Origin of the sequence: Paraburkholderia translucens (genome assembly GCF_020881035.1) — a bacterium.
GTDB classification, from domain to species: domain Bacteria; phylum Pseudomonadota; class Gammaproteobacteria; order Burkholderiales; family Burkholderiaceae; genus Paraburkholderia; species Paraburkholderia translucens.
Window position 1 is genome coordinate 1 of record NZ_JAJITC010000031.1, and the last position, 18,932, is coordinate 18,932.

Annotated in this window: 17 protein-coding genes; 7 read left to right on the forward strand and 10 right to left on the reverse strand. The window is 62.5% G+C overall.

Going from position 1 to position 18,932, the window contains the following annotated elements:
- Nucleotides 1–1,125 precede the first annotated feature (1,125 nt).
- Nucleotides 1,126–2,268 carry a porin gene (locus LJ655_RS29455; RefSeq protein WP_230564679.1) on the forward strand — a complete coding sequence of 381 codons (1,143 nt, stop codon included), beginning with the start codon at nucleotides 1,126–1,128 and terminating at the stop codon, nucleotides 2,266–2,268.
- Nucleotides 2,269–2,418: 150 nt separating this feature from the next.
- On the opposite strand, the gene LJ655_RS29460 is transcribed toward LJ655_RS29455, so the two are convergent.
- Nucleotides 2,419–3,540, reverse strand: a complete 1,122-nt coding sequence (locus tag LJ655_RS29460; RefSeq protein WP_486644374.1) for a porin — start codon at nucleotides 3,538–3,540, stop codon at nucleotides 2,419–2,421.
- A 317-nt stretch (nucleotides 3,541–3,857) separates the two neighbouring features.
- Between LJ655_RS29460 and LJ655_RS29465 the strand changes: the two genes are divergently transcribed.
- Nucleotides 3,858–5,492 (forward strand): acyl-CoA synthetase, encoded by a 1,635-nt coding sequence (locus LJ655_RS29465; protein WP_230564681.1) that lies wholly within the window; start codon nucleotides 3,858–3,860, stop codon nucleotides 5,490–5,492.
- 73 nt (nucleotides 5,493–5,565) lie between these two features.
- On the opposite strand, the gene LJ655_RS29470 is transcribed toward LJ655_RS29465, so the two are convergent.
- Nucleotides 5,566–6,204, reverse strand: a complete 639-nt coding sequence (locus tag LJ655_RS29470) for a LysE family translocator (protein WP_230564682.1) — start codon at nucleotides 6,202–6,204, stop codon at nucleotides 5,566–5,568.
- Nucleotides 6,205–6,678: 474 nt separating this feature from the next.
- Between LJ655_RS29470 and LJ655_RS29475 the strand changes: the two genes are divergently transcribed.
- Nucleotides 6,679–6,951, forward strand: coding sequence for an H-NS family nucleoid-associated regulatory protein (locus tag LJ655_RS29475; protein ID WP_230564683.1), 273 nt, complete (start codon nucleotides 6,679–6,681; stop codon nucleotides 6,949–6,951).
- A 90-nt stretch (nucleotides 6,952–7,041) separates the two neighbouring features.
- On the opposite strand, the gene pcaG is transcribed toward LJ655_RS29475, so the two are convergent.
- Both pcaG and pcaH read right to left on the reverse strand, forming a co-directional pair.
- Entirely contained in the window at nucleotides 7,042–7,629 is a 588-nt protein-coding gene (pcaG, locus tag LJ655_RS29480) for a protocatechuate 3,4-dioxygenase subunit alpha (protein WP_230564684.1), read from the reverse strand.
- A gap of 3 nt (nucleotides 7,630–7,632) precedes the next feature.
- A complete protein-coding gene (gene pcaH, locus LJ655_RS29485; protein WP_230564685.1) occupies nucleotides 7,633–8,337 on the reverse strand; it encodes a protocatechuate 3,4-dioxygenase subunit beta in 705 nt (234 codons plus the stop codon).
- 111 nt (nucleotides 8,338–8,448) lie between these two features.
- On the opposite strand from pcaH, the gene pcaQ reads away from it, so the two are divergent.
- Nucleotides 8,449–9,471, forward strand: a complete 1,023-nt coding sequence (gene pcaQ, locus LJ655_RS29490; protein WP_230564686.1) for a pca operon transcription factor PcaQ — start codon at nucleotides 8,449–8,451, stop codon at nucleotides 9,469–9,471.
- A gap of 179 nt (nucleotides 9,472–9,650) precedes the next feature.
- Nucleotides 9,651–10,778 carry a 4-hydroxyphenylpyruvate dioxygenase family protein gene (locus LJ655_RS29495; protein WP_230564687.1) on the forward strand — a complete coding sequence of 376 codons (1,128 nt, stop codon included), beginning with the start codon at nucleotides 9,651–9,653 and terminating at the stop codon, nucleotides 10,776–10,778.
- A 57-nt stretch (nucleotides 10,779–10,835) separates the two neighbouring features.
- Here the strand turns inward: LJ655_RS29495 and LJ655_RS29500 are convergent, their stop codons facing one another.
- From LJ655_RS29500 to LJ655_RS29525, 6 genes are all read right to left on the reverse strand, one after another.
- Nucleotides 10,836–11,471: a helix-turn-helix domain-containing protein gene (locus LJ655_RS29500; protein ID WP_230564688.1), complete on the reverse strand. Its 636-nt coding sequence runs from the start codon at nucleotides 11,469–11,471 to the stop codon at nucleotides 10,836–10,838.
- A 188-nt stretch (nucleotides 11,472–11,659) separates the two neighbouring features.
- Nucleotides 11,660–12,055: a RidA family protein gene (locus LJ655_RS29505; RefSeq protein ID WP_230564689.1), complete on the reverse strand. Its 396-nt coding sequence runs from the start codon at nucleotides 12,053–12,055 to the stop codon at nucleotides 11,660–11,662.
- Nucleotides 12,056–12,133: 78 nt separating this feature from the next.
- On the reverse strand, nucleotides 12,134–12,955 hold the full coding sequence (locus LJ655_RS29510) for an isocitrate lyase/PEP mutase family protein (protein WP_230564690.1): 822 nt from the start codon (nucleotides 12,953–12,955) through the stop codon (nucleotides 12,134–12,136).
- A 359-nt stretch (nucleotides 12,956–13,314) separates the two neighbouring features.
- The gene (locus LJ655_RS29515) at nucleotides 13,315–13,629 is read right to left on the reverse strand and encodes a DUF4148 domain-containing protein (RefSeq protein WP_230564691.1); all 315 of its coding nucleotides are present in this window, start codon (nucleotides 13,627–13,629) and stop codon (nucleotides 13,315–13,317) included.
- A 194-nt stretch (nucleotides 13,630–13,823) separates the two neighbouring features.
- On the reverse strand, nucleotides 13,824–14,909 hold the full coding sequence (locus LJ655_RS29520) for an aldose epimerase family protein (protein WP_230564692.1): 1,086 nt from the start codon (nucleotides 14,907–14,909) through the stop codon (nucleotides 13,824–13,826).
- A 34-nt stretch (nucleotides 14,910–14,943) separates the two neighbouring features.
- Nucleotides 14,944–16,164, reverse strand: coding sequence for a XylR family transcriptional regulator (locus LJ655_RS29525; RefSeq protein ID WP_230564693.1), 1,221 nt, complete (start codon nucleotides 16,162–16,164; stop codon nucleotides 14,944–14,946).
- A 269-nt stretch (nucleotides 16,165–16,433) separates the two neighbouring features.
- Here LJ655_RS29525 and xylA point away from each other — a divergent pair, with 269 nt between their 5' ends.
- Both xylA and xylF read left to right on the forward strand, forming a co-directional pair.
- Nucleotides 16,434–17,756, forward strand: a complete 1,323-nt coding sequence (xylA, locus tag LJ655_RS29530) for a xylose isomerase (protein ID WP_230564694.1) — start codon at nucleotides 16,434–16,436, stop codon at nucleotides 17,754–17,756.
- A 129-nt stretch (nucleotides 17,757–17,885) separates the two neighbouring features.
- Nucleotides 17,886–18,914, forward strand: coding sequence for a D-xylose ABC transporter substrate-binding protein (gene xylF / locus LJ655_RS29535; RefSeq protein ID WP_230564695.1), 1,029 nt, complete (start codon nucleotides 17,886–17,888; stop codon nucleotides 18,912–18,914).
- Nucleotides 18,915–18,932: the final 18 nt, after the last annotated feature.

An 18,932-nucleotide genomic window follows, 5' to 3' on the forward strand; every position in this document is an offset into this window, starting at 1 on the left:
CGCCTCGCCAGCTCGATACTGGCTTTCATCGCCCAAATTCTCGGACCCCACGACAAAACTCGCCTCGCCTGAAAAACAAAACCCCACGCTCCGAAAAACGTGGGGTTGGTCAGCAGTCTGAAGGGTTCCGTATTCCGGAACCCTTTTTTTTGGCGCGAAGCGTAGACCTGACCGCACCGCCCGACGACGCGGCGGGCTCGCGGCTCGATCGTGGCGGTCGACGCCACAAGTAGGGGTCGCGGGTAATCAGGGAAACTCCGGGGGGAATGAGGGCGAGGCTGCGCCGTTAATTGAATACGGAAGGCGTGCCGACGCACGCTATCCGCTTTCAGCGCGGTTTTGTCACGCGGCGGCCGGCGCCGCAATTCACCTCCGGGCAAGGCCCGTACTGAACGCTTCTTCGAGTCGGGTGTACATTTTTATAAAAACGCGATTGTGGTCCCGCTAAAGCGAGAAATCAGAAGGCCGCCGCAAAGGCGGTTTTTTTAATTGTGATGTGGATTCGATGCGGCAAGCTGTGGCCTGCGCGCCATCAAGGCTCCATCGTTATTGCAGGGATTCGCCAATAGGAATGACGGAAATAAGCCGTCGTAATTAATTGGCAGATTAATCGTCGCACGGGAAATCGGTTAATGCGGTCCGGTGAGCGCCGGAGACCGCATTCCCCTCATTAAGTTCCGGCGATGACAAAATAAGTTTGGACGAGATAGAGCGACGGTCACTTCAACCGGCTGGCTACGAAGAATCTCAAGGTCTTTCCATCAATTTGCTCCGACCCGATTACGTCACCCATATTAATGAACTGTTGCAAACGCACAACTGCGGTTATTGATGCGTTGCATATTCGTTTTGGCTAGAGCATCTGATCCGGCACGTTGATCTTGCAATAAACGACTGAAAAACAAGAAGTTATCCCCCTCAGCTCCAACATTGTTGCGAATTTCGAAAAATCCTGTTGCGTGAATTACCGGCGCCGCTACCAGGGTGTCCCCCTACACTCACGCTTCGCTTCAAGGGTGCCCGGTCGATCTCACAGGTTCGGCCAACCGGGCGGCGGCAGATGCGATGCATCGGCTGCTGAGGCAGATTCTGCTCCCCGTATTAATTTTTCGAATTGGAGTTCCCATGAAAAAGAGTCTCATCGTCGTTGCGGCTGCCGCATCGTTCGCTTCGGTCGCTCACGCACAAAGCAGCGTGACCCTCTACGGTCTGCTCGACGCAGGCCTGACCTACACCAGCAACGTTGCTCACAACTCCAAATGGGCAGCCGGTAGCGGCGGTATCGACCAGAGCAGGTTCGGCCTGCGTGGTTCGGAAGATCTGGGCGGCGGTCTGAAGGCAATCTTCACGTTGGAAAGCGGCTTCAACATCAACAACGGCAAGTTCGCCAACAACAACGGCATGTTCAACCGTCAGGCCTTCGTCGGTCTGTCGAGCTCGCAATTCGGTACGGTCACGCTGGGTCGCCAGTACGACGCAGCGCAGGACTACCTCGCACCGCTGACCGCAACGGGCAGCTGGGGCGGCACCTACTTCGCGCACCCGTTCAACAACGACAACCTGAACACCAACGGTGGTCTGGCAGTCAACAACTCGGTCAAGTACTCGAGCGCTAACTACGCTGGCTTCACGTTCGGCGGCACGTACGGCTTCTCGAACCAGGCTGGCGGCTTCGCAAATAACCGTCAGTACAGCGTGGGCGCCGCATACCAGTGGCAAGGCCTGCACCTCGGTGCTGCCTACGCTCAGCAAAACAACCCGGCTGCTAACACGAGCGGCGCATCGGACGGCGTCGTCGCGAACACCGCGGGCGTCCTGACCGGCGACTTCCGTCAGCGTCAGTTCGGCGCAGGCGCTTCGTACGGCTTCGGCCCGGCGCTGGTCGGCGTGGCCTGGACGCAATCGCGCATCGACAACCTGGTTGGCGCGGCAGCGGGTCAGCGTCAAGGCCACACCAACAACTACGAAATCAACGGCAAGTACAACGTGACCCCGGCACTGGGCCTCGGCGTCGCGTACACGTTCACCGACGCACGCGGCTACGGCATCAACGCCGACGGTAACGACATGAAGACCCGTTACCACCAGATCGGCCTGCAGGCTGACTACTCGCTGTCGCGTCGCACCGACGTCTACGCTCAGGCTGTCTACCAGCACGCAATGGGCGACGGCGGCGTGGCCTCGATCTACAGCGGCGACAACACGGTTCCGACCTCGTCGTCGAAGAACCAGACGGCTGCTACGGTCGGTCTGCGTCACCGCTTCTAAGCTTCAGCAGAAGCTGCCTGTAGTACGAAAAGGTGCCGTTCGCGGCACCTTTTTTTATGCGCCCGGCTGACCGGCGAGTCGGCTGCCGCCTGCAAGACAAAAAAAAACGGCGTCCCAGGGGACGCCGCTTTGCCATAACGATTCAGTGATTTAGAAAATCGTCCGCAGACCGAGCGCAACGCCGGTCTGGTTGTTGCGGCCCGGCAGTTCGACCGAGGCCGCGCCCGACACCTTGCCGAAATCGACGGTACCGTACACCTCGGTACGCTTCGACAGCGCGTACTCGGCCAGCGCGACGAACGTGTAACGATAGCCGCTGCCGAGCTGGCCGTCGCCGATGGCAGCATTCGACATGTGGTCGTAGTACGCGGCGCCCGTCAGCATCAGCGCGCGCGTGGCCTGCCACGTGACGCCGGCGAACGGGCCGTTGTCGATGCGGCCCGAGCCCTTGACGATATCGACGCCCGGCACGAGCGTTTGCTGCGCGAGCGCGCTGTCGACGAAGCCGGTGTCGTCCTTCGAACGCAGATAGCCGACGTACAGTTTCGTCGAGCTGAACGCATAGACCGCATTCGCGTTGAAGATGGTCTGCTTGTGATTGCTGTTGTCGCTGTTCTGCTGCACACCGGCCGCGACCGACAGCGGACCCGCCATGTACGACAGCGTGAAGCCGTACATGTTGCCTGCGCCGAGATGGCCCGGCACCTGGCCCGAGAAGCCGCCCTCGCCGGTCGATTCCGAGTTCGTGCCGAACGAGTACATCGCGGCCACCGTCAGGCCGTTGAAGGTGCCGGTGTACTTGACCCCGTTATCCGCATACAGCCCCGCGCCGAGCGCGCCCGGCAGCCACGCGTTCTCGTTGTAGTTGCCGACCGTGAGCGGGTCGTAGGTGTCGCTGAGCAGGTCGAACAGCGGTGTTTTCTGGCGACCGAGTGTCAGCGTGCCATAGGGGCTGCTGACACCAACGTAGGCATTGCGGTTGAAGAGGCGCTGCTTGTCCGATGCCGAGCCGTCCTGCAGGTTGATCCCGCTTTCCAGATCGAAAATCGCCTTGAGACCGCCGCCGAGGTCTTCCGAGCCGCGCAAACCCCAGCGGCTATTGGTGATCGCGCCGTTCGTCATGTATAGACGGTTGTCGTTTTTGGCGTTCGAGTTCGTCAGGTAGCGAACGCTGACGTCGGCGACGCCGTACAGCGTGACCGAGCTTTGTGCCGAAGCCTGTTCGGACGTCACGGCAATGGCGGCGGCGCCGACGAGCGCGGCAGTCTTGATAGAGCGGATGGGTCTCAATGGATGTCCTGCGTGAGGAAAGCGGTTTTCTAGTTCAGACGCGGCGCGCGCCAAGGGGGGCGGCGCCGGGCGCGCCGATGATAGACCACGGTCCGCGCCGCGCCATCAGCGCTTTGGCGCAATAACTTATTGCCATTTTCGACTATTGCGCATTTCCAGAGCGCGACGCTGGCTGAGCCACTCTGTCATTTGAATGACAGACGGTTCCTGACGACAATGGTTAGGCTAGGTCCTGATTCATCCAGAAGAACACGATCACAACAATCGGCGGCGCCGCTGGCGCCACAGGAGACGATGCAATGACACAGCACATGTTTGACGACGGTCTCGGTCGGCGCGAGGCCAATTATGTCCCGTTGACGCCGATCGACTTCCTCGTGCGAGCCGCGCAAGTGTATGGCGAGCGGCCCGCGATCGTCCATGGAGAGGTTCGCCGCAACTGGCGCGAGACCTACGAGCGCGCGCGGCGGCTCGCGAGCGCGCTGCAAAAGGCCGGCATCGGCCGCGGCGATACGGTCGCCGCGTTGCTGCCGAACATTCCGGCGATGGTTGAAGCGCACTTCGGCGTGCCGATGGCGGGCGCCGTGCTCAATACGCTGAACACGCGGCTCGACGTCGCGACGGTGCTGTTCATGCTGCGCCACGGCGAGGCGAAGGCGCTGATCGTCGATACGGAATACGGCGAGTTCGCGCATCGCGCGGCGCTCGAATTCCCAGACCTGCGCATCATCAGCGTGGCCGACGCGCAGCCCGCTGACGCCACGCAATTCACCCGTGCGACAGATTACGAAGCGTTCCTGCAAACCGGCGACCCTTCTTTCGAGTGGCTATCGCCTGCCGACGAATGGGATGCGATCGCGCTGAACTACACGTCGGGCACGACCGGTGATCCGAAGGGCGTCGTCTACCATCACCGCGGCGCGTACCTGAACGCGCTGAGCAACATTCTCGAATGGGACATGCCGAAGCACGCGGTCTACCTATGGACGCTGCCCCTGTTTCACTGCAACGGCTGGTGCTTTCCGTGGACCGTGGCCGCGCGGGCCGGCGTCAATGTCTGCCTGCGCAAGTTCGACGCGAAGACCGTGTTCGAGCTGATTCGCCGCGAGCGCATTACCCATTATTGCGGAGCGCCGATCGTACAGAGCTCGCTCGCGAATGCGCCGGCCGAATGGCGGGAGGGCATCACGCATCGCGTGTCGACGATGGTGGCCGGTGCCGCGCCGCCGCCCGCGGTGATCGCGAAAATGAAGCAGATCGGCTTCGACCTGACCCATGTGTACGGGCTCACTGAAACCTACGGACCGGCCGCCGTCTGCGCAAGGCAGGACGAATGGGACGCGCTCGACGATCAAACCCGCGCCGATCTGACCGCGCGCCAGGGTGTGCGCTATCACCTGCAGGCAGCGGTCGCGGTCCTCGATTCCGACACGCTCGCGCCTGTGCCGGACGATGGCGAGACGATCGGCGAGATCATGTTCCGCGGCAACATCTGCATGAAGGGTTATCTGAAGAACGAACGCGCGACCGAAGCGGCGTTCAAGGGCGGCTGGTTCCACACCGGCGATCTCGGCGTGCGCACCGCCGACGGCTATATCCGCATCCGTGACCGCAGCAAGGACATCATCATCTCGGGCGGCGAGAACATTTCGAGCATCGAGGTGGAAGACGCGTTGTACCGGCATCCGGCGGTATCGGTAGCGGCGGTGGTCGCGATGGCCGATCCCAAGTGGGGCGAGGTGCCGTGCGCGTTCATCGAGCTGAAGGAGGGAGCGCAGGCGACCGAGGAGGAGATCATCGCGCACTGCCGGCTGTTTCTAGCCGGCTACAAGTTGCCGAAGGCGGTGCGCTTTGGTGAGTTGCCGAAGACGTCGACGGGAAAGATCCAGAAGTTCGAGTTGCGAGCGCGAATCAAGGCGGAAGGAAAGGGCTAACGCGCCGCGGGTACCACTGCTTCAGTCGCGGCGCGCATCGAATCACGACGGCGCGCGCCGCCTGGCGCTGTAGTCAGATTCCCACCTTGTGCGCGGTCAGAATCAGCCGCAAGCCCAGCGCGGTCACCGCGCCCGCCGCTATCCGATCGACCCACGCCTTCCAGCGCAGATAGATTTCGCGCGGCCGTTTGCTCGAAAAGCACAATGCGACGATCGTATACCAGCCCGCTTCGATCGCGAAGATCGCCGGGGGCAGCGCGAAATAACACCACACCGGCGGATGCTGCGGCAGCAGCGCGGCGAAGATGCTGCCGTAATAGACCGCCGTTTTCGGATTGCTCAGCTGTGTGCTCAAGCCGATCCAGAACGATTTGCGCGGGTTGCCGCCGCTGCCCGTTTGCGTCTCGCTGAAAGCGAGCGGCTTCGCGGCGCCGCGCCAGATCTTCGACGCGAGATAGACGAGGTAGACGCCGCCGGCCACTTTCAGCCCGACATAGAGCCATTCGACCGTCGCGAGCAGCGTATAGAGCCCGAGCAGCGCGATGCCGCTAAAAAACACACCGCCGATGCCCATGCCGAGCGCCGTCGCAAGACCGTCGCCGCGCGACAGCCCAATCGCGTTGCGCGCGACGATGACGAAGCTCGGCCCTGGGCTCATCGCGCCTAAAAGCAGCGCGGCCAGGATCGTGAGGATGGCGGTTGAGGCGGGCATTGTCGCGTCTCCTGATGTCGGACAGCTACCGGACCTTCTGGCGAGAATCGAGTTTTGCATTGTGCGCCAATCGCGCGGCGCAAGCCACGAATACCGAAAAGTCGGAAGTGCCCTAACAAGCGCAATCGGAAAAAGTCCTTTGCTGCTGCCAAAATACATCGAATGCTAGAATCGCTTCGCATGCGCCGAAGCTGCCTCGCAATGACGAGGCGAACCATGAGGCGAAACACGGGCGCAATTGAGCCACGTCGACTCTTCGAGTAGCCGATTCGCTTGGTCCCAGCGCCTCGACTCAGGCGCTTAAATTCAGGATTTGACAGGCATCACTTGCGAATGCGGGTTTCCACGCATTTGCAAGGGTCGCGTGAATTCGTCGAATTGCTTTCCGTTCAAATTGAATTACGCACAGGCTTCGCGTTCTATTGCGAAATGCTGTTTGTCTAATGCCATCAAGAGCTACGACACCGATAACCTATGAAAGATCTGGAACGACAACAACGACTGTTCCAACGTGATGAGAATCTGCGCGAGCGCATGATCGCGTGGATCCGCCGCCGCATGGACGATTACAACATCACAATGGAAGCGCTGGCCGAATCGCTCGAAGCCGATGCGAATGCCGTGCCCCAAGTGCTGTATCGCGATGCGTTCGGTAACACGTGGGACGGTCACGGCGATAAACCGGCGTGGCTCGCGCGCGCGATTCACGCCGGACAAAGCATCGAGCATTTCCGCTGCGAAGCGTAAGCCAGCGCGCCGCGAAGCGTTGGCGCGAAAAAAAGCCCGCGCGAGGCGGGCTTAGTTTTTACTGCTCGGAGTTTCGCGGCTATTCGCGCCTTACAGGTCGAAAAATACGGTTTCCTTGTCGCCCTGCATGTGGATGTCGAAGCGATACATGTTGGCCGTTCCGGTCACGCGACGTGCCATCAGTGTGCCGCGGCGCTCGGCCGGCACGGACGCGAGCACGGCGTCCTGTTCGTTCGCCTGCGCTTCGTCCTCGAAGTAGATGCGCGTGAACGTGTGCAGCAGCATGCCGCGCATCGTCAGGATCACGTTGATGTGCGGCGCTTCGCCTGGGTTCGCGCGGCCCGGCTTCACCGTCTCGACGATGAAGCGCTTGTGCGGGTCCGTGCCGGTGCCGACGCGCGCAAAGCCGTGAAAGCCGGTCTTCAGGACTTCCTCGCGCGATTCCGGATAGTGGCCGTTCGAGTCGACTTGCGACATCTCGATCATCGCGTCGCCGACCGCCTTGCCGTCGCCGTCGAACACCTGACCGACGATCGTGATGTGCTCGCCGGCCGCTTCCATGTCGGCCAGAACGTGCGTGAACAGGCTCTTGTAGTCGAAGTCGTATTGCTGCGGGCAAAGACCGTATGCGAAGTACGGACCAACGGTTTGCGAAGGCGTTTGCTTGAGGGTCGTCATGGCTTAGCGCTCCATCGGGGTTTCGTTCGGGCCGCGCAGCACGATGTCGAAATCGTAGCCGAGCGCATAGGCCTCTTGCGTGGTGTCGAGCGAGAACTTCGAGATCATGCGCTCACGGGCATGCTCCGGCGTGCCCTGGTAGATCGGGTCGAAGGCGAGCAGCGGGTCGCCGGGGAAGTACATCTGCGTGATGAGACGCGAGCCGAAATGGTTGCCGAACAGCGAAAAGTGAATGTGCTGCGGACGCCATGCGTTCGGATGGTTGCCCCACGGATACGCACCCGGCTTGATGGTCAGGAAGCGGTAACGGCCTTCGTTGTCGGTGATGCAGCGGCCCGCACCGAGGAAGTTCGGGTCGAGCGGCGCGTCGTGCTGGTCGTTCTTGTGCACGTAGCGGCCCGCGGCGTTGGCTTGCCAGATTTCCACGAGCGTGTTGCGCACCGGGTGGCCGCCTTCGTCCAGGACGCGGCCCGTCACGATGATGCGCTCGCCGAGCGGCTCGCCGTTGCGCACCGCGTTGCGGGTCAGGTCGTTGTCGAGCGCGCCGAGGTCGTCGGTGCCGTAGACCGGCACGCGCTGATCGCGCAGCCGTTCCTTCAGCGGAATCAGCTGGCGCGTCGGACCGCGTTTGACCGACGAACCGTATGGCGGATAGATGTACTCGGGATGCGACGCAAAATCGCGCGGGGAGAGGATTGAATCTTCCATGAAGTGTCTCCGTTGGAGGAATCGTGGGATGCGACGTTATGGCACGCACTTTATACAAAGCCGTCGGTTATGAAAAATGACGTTTCTGCGCGTTTCATATAACCTTCTGTTATGCAACGCAGTCTCGCGGACAGCCGCGTCAAATTCCGTCATCTCCAGTGCTTTCTGGCCGTCGCGCAATTCGGCAGCGTTCAGCGGGCGGCCGATAGTCTGTCCGTCACCCAGCCGGCGGTGTCCAAGACGGTGGCCGAGCTGGAGTCGATTCTCGGCGTGAAGCTGTTCGAACGCGGCCGTCACGGCGCGGTGCCGACGCGCGAGGGACAGCTTTTCATGCCGCACGCGAGCGCTTGCGTGAGCGCGCTGCGTCAGGGCGTCGATCTGCTTGCGCGCGCCGAGGGCGCGGCCGCTGCGACGCTCGAAGTCGGCGTACTGCCGACCGTCGCTGCGGTGCTGGTACCCCCTGTGCTTGGGCAGTTCTCGACGCAATGGCCGCGCGTGATCGTGCGCCTCGCGACCGGCGCGAATCCGGAACTCCTCGAGCGCTTGAAAGCGGGCTCGATCGAAGTGGCGATCGGCCGTCTCGCGGACCCTGAACGGATGGTCGGCCTGAGCTTCGAGCAGCTCTTTACCGAGCCGCTGATCGCGGTCGTGCGGGCCGGGCATCCGCTTGCCCAAGGGACACCGTTGCCGGCCACGTCGCTGGAGGAATTTCCGATTGTGGTGCCGCCGTTCGGCACGCTGATCCGCCAGTCGGCCGACAGCTTGCTCAGCGCGTGGGGCGTGCCGCCGTTATCGGCGTTCGTCGAGGTGTTGTCGGTATCGACCGGGCGCGCGCTGACACTCGAGAACGGCGCGGTGTGGTTCACGCCGCAAAGCGCGGTCGAATATGAACTCGCGCACGGCATGCTGGTGCGCTTGCCGCTGCCGTTCGCTGGCACCGGCGAGCCGGTCGGGTTGATCCGTCGCTCGGATACACAGCCGTCGGCGGTGGGACGCGCGTTCATCGAGGCGGTACGCGAGGTCGCGCGGGGCAGAATGGCGGCGGTGTCGGGGAAAGAGGCAGGCAAAGCCGCCGGTAAATCCACAGGCAAAACGGCGCACAAAGGCAGGCGGGCTGACGCGCCGCTCGAATGATACGGCGGGGACTGCCGCTTGCATGCCGCCGGACACCGGCCGGCCTGCCGTTCGAACGATGAACCAAACAGTACAAAATGTCGGTTGCGAATGCCCTGCGACCCGGTGTAAAAACACGGTGCGAACGCCGCCGCCCGTTTCTGCCGCGGCACACCGAAAGACCGCACAAGGAGATTGCCATGCCCAGCGACCTGCCCACTCCCGAGGCCGCGCAGCGCGCCGTGCTGGCGCCTGAGCACAATCCGCTCGGCACGGCTGGCCTCGAGTTCGTCGAATTCGCCGCGAGTGACCCGCGGGCGCTCGGCGAGACCTTCACGCGGCTCGGCTTCAAGGCGATCGCGCGTCATGTCAGCAAGGATGTGACGTTGTACCGTCAGGGCGAAATGAATTTCCTGATCAACGCGGAACCTGATTCGTTCGCGTCGCGCTACGCGGAGGAATACGGAGTTGGCATCTGCGCGATCGGGATTCGCGTCGCCGACGCGCAGCGTGCGTTCGAACGCGCGGTGGAGCTCGGTGCGTGGGAGTTCGAGGGCGAGCGCATCGGCGCGGGCGAGTTGCTGATTCCGGCGATTCAGGGGATCGGCGATTCGCATATTTATTTCGTCGACCGTTGGCGCGGGCGCGGCGGTCAACGGGGCGGACTCGGTGATATCTCGATCTTCGACATCGATTTTCGGCCGATCGAAATCGGCACGGCCGAAGCCGATCTGAATCACGCGGGCAGCGGCCTGATCGCGGTGGACCATCTGACGCAGACCGTTGGCGAAGGCCGCATGCAGGAGTGGATCGACTTCTATCGCGACCTGCTCAACTTCCGGGAAATCCACGAGCTGCACGCGAACTGGCACGTGTCGGCCGAATCGCGTGTGATGGTGTCGCCGTGCGGCGCGATCCGCGTGCCGCTCTACGAGGAAGGCACGCGCCGGACCGACCTGATGCACGAATATTTGCCCGATCATCCGGGCGAAGGCGTGCAGCATATCGCGCTCGCCACCGACGACATCTTCGCGTGCGTCGAGCGTCTGCTCGCGAACGGTGTCGAATTCGTCGAGCCGCCGCCTCGCTACTACGATCAGATCGGTGCGCGTTTGCCGGGCCACGGACTCGATGTCGAGCGACTGCGGCGCACGCATGTGCTCGTGGATGGCGAGATCGGCGCGGACGGCGTGCCGCTGCTGTTCTTCCAGACCTTCGTGCGCCGCCGCACGGGCGAGATCTTCTTCGAGATCGTGCAGCGCCAGGGGCATCATGGCTTCGGAGAAGGCAACCTCGCCGCCTTGGCGCAGGCGCGCGCGGGCAGCTGAGTTTCAGCCCCTCTCGGGCGGCCGCGCCAGCCTTGGACAAATCGCGTTGAGCGCGCGCTATTTCTTCGCCGAATCGTTCGCGGCCGGTGGCGCGTGCGGAAGGTCCGCATTGGTCGCCATCCATAACACTTCGGCGTCTTCCTCACTGGTCGACACCGCCGCGTGACCCGTGCGGCTGTCGAAGTAGAGACTGTCGCCGGCGTTCAGATGAGTCGGCGCGTACAGCTCGGAATAGAGGCAGACGCTGCCGCTGATCACGTAGAGAAACTCCTCGCCCTCGTGGCGGCCCCAGTCGTCGAATGCGTCGAGCGTGTGTGCCGAGATGCGGATGCGAAACGGCAGCATCGCCTTGTGCGCGAGGTCGGTCGCGAGCAGTTCCATCTGATAGCCGCGATACGCGTGGCGTTGGCCTTCGTTCTTGCGCGTCAACGCGCGCCGGCCGCTCGCGCTGACTCTCGGCGTCGAGCCGAACAGTTCGCCGATTTCGATCTTCAGGCCCAGCACGATTTTTTGCAGGACGTCGAAAGTGGGGGACATCAGGCCGTTTTCGATTTTCGACAGCGTCGAACGAGAGACACCGCATAGGCGGCTCGCGGTTTCGAGCGTCAGATCCTGCGCCTGACGGGCGGCGCGCACGCGCCGGCCGAGATCGGTGGTCGACGTGTCCGCGGATTTCGTGAGATGAGTGTCCATGAGGCTTGCCACTGTTCGGGTTACGCGCTTGATCGGAGCGAATAATGTTTCCGATCATAACATTCGACGCGACGGAAGCCTGTGTGGGCCAACTCAGACGTTCACACGCTTTTCTCATCGGAAACGCCGGGGACTCCGGAGAATTCGACTCGGCGCGCGAACGCCTAAGTGCGCAGCCTGTGAGCCGCCTATCCGACGGCCGCCACGCAATCGATCTCGATGTCGAAATGCCCCGGCCACGCGGGCACGTTGACGAAGATGCGCGCCGGCGGATCGACCGGAAAATAGCGCGTGTAGACCGCGTTGACCGCGGCGAATTTCTCGACCGACGTGCAATAGACGTTGCACTTGAGCACCTGATCGAGCGAGGAGCCGGCTGCTTCCAAACAAAGCTTCATTTGCTCGAGCACGAGCTCGGTCTGCCGTTCGATTGGCGCGTCGACCGGTTTTCCAGTCTCCGGATCGAACGGCGGAAGGCCCGACACGTAGACCGTGTCACCGTGACGCGTGACGGCGCAGGCCGGCGCTTTCAAGTTTTCGAGGTAGGTGGACAACGGTTCGACGCGAATGATTTCGCGAGCCATGACGATCTCCTGCATGAGAAGTGTCCGCTAGCGCAGCGGGGTGAACGGAACGTGCGCAGTTCAGAACGTTCAAGTGCTTCACGCATCGCGAGTGAAAAGCGCGTTGAGTTGCGCGCCCGTAGTCGCGCCGGAAAAGTCGAAACGGCCCTCGGCCAACGCCTGGGCGGCCTGCATGAATCCACCCCACGCAGCGCGCGCGAGCGCGCCGCCGACGCTGATTCGCCGTACGCCGAGCGCGGCCACTTCCTGCAAGGTCAGATTCGACGTCGAGCCGATCAGCAGATTGACGGGCTTCGGCGCGACGGCCGCGACCACCGCTTCGATCTGCTCGCGCGTCTGGATGCCGGGCGCGTACAGGCAATCGGCGCCTGCCGCCGCATAGGCCCTCAGACGCGCGATCGCGTCGTCGAGATCGGGCTTGCCGGCGAAGAAATTCTCCGCGCGGCCGATCAGCAGCGTGTCGCCGCCGGTCTGATCGATCGCACGGCGCGCGGCGCTGAGCCGCTGCACGGCGACGTCGACCGGAAAAAGCGGCGCGGCGGGGTTGCCGGTCGAGTCTTCGATCGACAGACCCGCGACGCCCGTTGCCACCGCGAGCGTCACGCTTTCAGCGACCTCTTCAGGATCGCGGCCGAAGCCGCTTTCGAAGTCGGCATTGACAGGCAGATCGGTCGCTTCGACGATCGTCCGCAGGTGCGCGAGGATCACTTCTCGCGGCAGCGAGTTGTCCGCATGCCCGGTCGACCACGCAAAGCCGGAACTCGTGGTCGCGAGCGCCTTGAAGCCGAGCGTGCGCAGAAATCGGGCACTGCCCGCGTCCCACGGATTAGGCAGCACGAAACAGCCAGACGAGTGCAGCGCGCGGAAGGCGGCGCGTTTTTCAGCGGCAGTGCGGGGCATCGCATGTCTCCTTGGGGTGAGGGAGCGCGACTCCCTCGTTGGGGGGAAACGTCGGGTCGACTAATGCGCAGGCACATCGGCGTCCACCACGGGAAGTCCACAAGCGGACCATCACACCGAACGACGCTTCGATCCTGATTATCGGGCGAGTTTCGAGCGCGCGCAGCGCAAGGTGGAGATCTGGTTGAGTTCGCAGTAGCGGCGGATTCCCGATCGCCGTGCAAACGCAAAAAGCGAGCGCATGCTTCGAAAGCACGGCTCGCTTCATATCAGATCGAAACAGCGACAATCACAGGCGAGAGGGTTCTTGACTCACCGTCCTTCCCCGTCAGCGCGGCTTGCTATAGGTTCATCAACCTTCACTGACCGTCCGGATTGATCCACATCGGATGCTGACCGGGGCCGGATTGCGACGACCCGCCCATCGGCGACCCATATCCCGACGTGTCGCCCTGGCCCTTCGCGTTCATCGCGGAGACGCGCGCCTCGGCCGCCTGAATGTCCGCGGGATACTGGGCATCGAAGGCAGTGGCCGGGTTATAGCCCACCTGCTCCAGTTGCCTGATTTCTGCGTTGACTTCGGCGCGCGTGACCGGCTGTTGCGATTGTGCGATCGCAGCGACCGGCGCGGCGATCACGGCAGCGAGCGCAACTGTTTGGATAAGCGATCTCATGATGGTTTCCTCCGTAGTTGCTATCCAGCACCGCGGCAATGCGGGTGCCATTGACTCCAGTCTAGGAGTGAGCGCATTCCGGGAAAACCACTAGTCGACTAATTCAGTATTGCGGAGAACAGGCAGTCGGCGAGTTGTAATTTCGCTTTTCGCGATTTTCGGAAACCAACGCAAGAGCGCGTTTAAATCCGGTCTCACACACCTTTGCGAACGTCGACGCGATAAGTCGTGGTTTGCCGATAAGTATCACCGGGTCGCACGATCACCTTGTCCTGTCCGGTCATATTGACCTCGTTCGGAAAGCCGCCCGCTTCGAGGCACAAACCGGCATGCCGTTGATAGCGAACGCCCCCGCGCCCCGGGTTGCCGTTCAGTGCGTTGCCGGTGTAAAACTGCAGCCCCCGTTGATCGGTCGCAACGGTCAACTCGCGTCCGCTGCCCGGATCGTATGCGCAGGCGACTTCGCGCAGTGGCGGCCCGACCTCGTCGATGGCAGCATCGGGCGCCTCACGCAATACGTAGCAATGATCGAAGCCGCCGGCACGCGCGAGTTGCGCATGCGGCCAGTCGAGCCGACCGCCGATCGGCGCGCTCTGCCGGAAGTCGAATGCGTTGCCCGCGACGTCGGCGAGCTTGTACGGAATCAATGCCGCGTCGACTTCGAAAAAGCGGTCGGCGTCGATCGACAGCACGTGGCCGCGAATGTCGGTGTCCGCGCGCCCGGTCAGATTGAAGTACGGATGGCTCGTCAAATTGAGCGGCGTCGGCGCGTCGGTGATCGCTTCATAGCCGATCGTCAGCGTGCCGTCATCGTCGAGCGAATAGCGCACCTGCACGGTCACGTTGCCCGGAAAACCAGCATCGCCTTCAGGCGACTCAAGCCGCATCAGCAACGCGCCGTCGTCCTCGCTGACGTCCCACAATGCGCGATGAAAGCCGATCGTGCCGCCATGCAGCAGATTCGGACCTTCGTTGCGATCGAGCGTGTACTCGATGCCATCGAGCGAAAAGCGCGCGCCCGCAATGCGATTCGCCCAGCGGCCGACCAGTCCGCCCATGTAGGTCGTGGCCGCCACGTATTCAGCGGGCGTGTCGTGACCGAGCAGAATATCGCCGAGCCGTCCCGCGCGATCCGGCGCATGCCACGAAACCAATGTCGCGCCGAGGTCACTGATGGCGACCTTCATGCCGTGCGCGTTGCGCAGCGTGTAGAGCCGCACGCGATCGCCGCCCGGCAGCGTGCCCCACGGTTCGGAAGAGAGTTGTGCAATGCTGATCATGTGGTCGGTGCGAAGAAAGAAAAGAAAAGCATGCTCAGCGGGTGGTTTTCGTCTTCGGGCCCACGCGCTCCTGGTATTCGCGCGGCGTGCAGCCGAGTTCGCGGCGAAATACCGCGTACATGTATTGCAATGAGGTGAAGCCGCAGCGAATCGCGACTTCGGCGCTCGACGCATCGCGTTTCGCGAGCAGCGTCTTCGCGACGTCGAGCTTGTGGCGCAGGATTTCCTGATGCACCGTGCATTGAAGCTCGCGCCGGAAATACTCTTCGAGCGACGAGCGCGACACGCCCACGTAGTCGGCCACCTGCTCGGTGCGGATGCCCTGGCACGCATACTGGCGGATGAAATGCCGTGCGCGCATCACATACGGACTCGCGAGCGGCTGATGCCGTGTCGATTCCAGCACATTGATGCCGACCGGCGGCACCAGAATGCGACGCCCTGGAAAGCGTGCGCCGCGCAGCATCTGATGCAGGATGTGCGCGGCGGTGCGGCCCATTTCCTCGGTGCCTTGAATCACGGACGACAGCGGAATGCGCGTCAGCGTACGTGTGAGCGGATCGTTGTCGATGCCGATGATGGCGACTTCCTCGGGCACCGGAATGCCCGCGATCAGACATGCCTGCAACAGGTGCCGCGCCCGCGCGTCGGTCACCGCGATGATGCCGACCGGCTTCGGCAGTTGCCGCAGCCATGTGGTGAGCTGCTCGATCGCCTGGTTCCATGACGGCGCGCTCGTCGACAGACCGCGATAGATCTCGCTATCGATCTGCGCGGCGCTGCGTCCGTCCGCACTGCGCAGCTGCGCGAAAGCGAGTTCGCGCTGCTGCGCCCAGCGGTTTTGCTCCGCCTGCGGCAGGCTGTACAGCGCGAAGTTTTCGAGGCCCGCGCCGATCAGATGCGTGTACGCGAGCGACACGAGCTTGCTGTTGTCGGTCGCGATATAGGGTAAATCCGGAGGGTACTGCGCTGGATCCTCGTATGAGGATCCGACGGCGACCACCGGCAGCGGACAGTCGCGCAGGGCTTCGTCGACAGCGGGGTCGTCGAAGTCCGCGATGATGCCGTCACCGTCGAAGCGCTCGATCCCCGCGAGCCGGCAACGGAAGTCTTCTTCGAGGAAGAGATCCCACGCGACGCGCGTTGACAGCAGGTAGTTGCCGATACCGGTGATGATCTCGCGGTCGTAGACCTTGTTCGCGTTGAACAGCAGCGCGATCCGATGGGTTGTCTGAGGTGCTTGTGGACGGGTCATGGCGGTAAGCGGCGAGCGGTCAATGGACTACGCGCCTTTGTCTCCATCGTGTCGGGGTCTGGGGGCAACCCCGTTTTTAAGCGTCTCGTTATTCTAGGCGCCGAATCGCGCGAGGGCAGCACACAAACGCGCGGGCGGTAAGAAACATCAAGCGCGCTGCGCAATTTCGCAATTGCCGACATACCATGCAAGCGGCAGCATGGCGTCACTTTGTCGGCCGGCGAGGTATCATCGCGCCGGTTGCAATGCAGCATACATGGGAGACGACGATGTCCTACTTCGAACACATTCCCGAGATCCGTTATGAAGGCCCGCAATCGGACAACCCGCTTGCATACCGTCATTACGACAAGAGCAGGAAGGTCCTCGGCAAGACGCTGGAAGAGCATCTGCGTATTGCCGTGTGCTACTGGCATACCTTCGTGTGGCCCGGCGTGGATATCTTCGGCCAGGCCGCGTTCCAGCGGCCGTGGCAGCAACCCGGCGACGCAATGGAACGGGCGCTGCAAAAGGCCGACGCCGCGTTCGAATTCTTCGCGAAGCTCGGCACGCCCTACTACACGTTCCACGATACCGACGTCGCGCCCGAAGGCGCGAGCGTGAAGGAATACAGCGAGAACTTCCTGCGCGTGTCCGACTACCTCGCGCGCAAGCAGCAGGACACCGGCGTCAAATTGCTGTGGGGCACCGCGAATCTGTTCTCGAATCCGCGATATGCGGCCGGCGCCGCAACCAATCCGAATCCGGAGATCTTCGCGTTCGCCGCGACCCAGGTGCGTCATGCGCTCGACGCGACGCTGCGCCTCGGCGGCGAAAACTACGTGCTGTGGGGTGGCCGCGAAGGCTACGACACGCTGCTCAACACCGACCTCGTGCGTGAGCGCGAGCAGTTTGCGCGCTTCCTGCACATGGTGGTCGAGCACAAGCACAAGATCGGTTTCAAGGGCGCGCTGCTGATCGAGCCGAAGCCGCAGGAGCCGACCAAGCATCAATACGACTACGACGTCGCGACCGTGCACGGCTTCCTGTTGCAACACGGCCTGGACAAAGAGATTCGCGTGAACATCGAGGCGAATCACGCGACGCTCGCGGGCCACTCTTTCCATCACGAGATTGCGACGGCGTTTGCGCTCGGCATTTTCGGCAGCGTCGACGCGAATCGCGGCGATCCGCAAAATGGCTGGGATACCGATCAATTCCCCAATAGCGTCGAGGAATTGACGCTGGCCTTCTACGAGATACTGCGCCACGGCGGTTTCACGACCGGCGGCATGAACTTCGACGCGAAAGTGCGGCGCCAGAGTATCGATGCGGAAGACCTGTTTTATGGCCACATCGGTGCGATCGACAACCTCGCGCTCGGCCTCGAACGCGCGGCGGTGCTGGTCGAAAACGAGCGCCTCGAGCAGTTCCGGCGGCAACGCTACGCGGGCTGGGACGGCGAGTTCGGTCGCAAGATCCTGTCGGGCGAGTATTCGCTCGCGACGCTCGCGTCGGATACGCTGGCGCGTGATCTGAATCCGCGGCATGTGAGCGGGCGGCAGGAGCACGTGGAAAATATCGTGAATCAGGCCATTTATAACGGACGTTGAATAAAGATTGCGCGGCCACGTTGACCGCGCGCACCAGCAAGCTGTGGGTTTTCGCTTGTTCGAGTCTGTGTCTCGCAGCGCAGACCGATACACCCGGCATTCCGGATATCAATACACAAGGAGACAAAAATGAAGTTCGCAATGCGTCGTAACGTACTGAGTTCGCTGCTGTGCGGCGCGGTACTCGCCAGCCTGTCACTCGCCGCGCCGCTCGCGCATGCCAGCAAGGACCATCCGGAAATCGGCTTCTGTATCGACGATCTGCGCGTCGAGCGCTGGTCGCGCGATCGTGACTATTTCGTCGCCGCGGCGGAAAAACTCGGGGCAAAGGTTTCGGTGCAGTCGGCCGATGCGAGCGAGGAGCGTCAGATCTCGCAGATCGAAAACCTGATCTCGCGCGGCGTCGACGTGATCGTGATCGTGCCGTTCAACTCGAAGACACTCGGCAACGTGGTGGCCGAAGCGAGAAAAGCGGGCATCAAGGTCGTGTCGTATGACCGCCTGATTCTCGACGCCGATATCGACGCCTATATCTCGTTCGACAACGAGAAGGTCGGCGAAATGCAGGCGCAGGGCGTCTACGACGTACGGCCGAAGGGCAACTACTTCCTGCTCGGCGGCGCGCCGACCGACAACAACGCGAAGATGCTGCGTCAGGGCCAGCTGAAGGTGCTGCAGCCCGCGATCGACAAGGGTGACATCAAGGTGGTCGGCCAGCAGTGGGTGCCGGAGTGGAGCGCATCGACTGCGCTGCGCATCATGGAAGACGCGCTGACCGCCAACAACAACAAGATCGACGCCGTCGTCGCGTCGAATGACGGCACCGCTGGCGGCGCGATCCAGGCGCTTGCCGCACAAGGCCTCGCGGGCAAGGTACCCATCTCGGGTCAGGATGCCGACCTCGCGGCTGTGAAGCGCGTGGCGGCCGGTACGCAGACGATGACGGTCTACAAGCCGCTGAAGCTGATCGCGAGCGAAGCGGCGAAGCTGTCGGTCGCGCTTGCCAAGGGTGAGAAGCCGGGGTTCAACGCGCAATACGACAACGGCAAGAAGAAGGTCGACACGGTGCTGCTGCAACCCACCAAGCTGACGAAGGCCAACCTTGACCTCGTCGTGAAGGACGGCTTCTACACGCAGGAACAGCTCGCGAGCAAATAAAACGAAGACGGGTGCGTT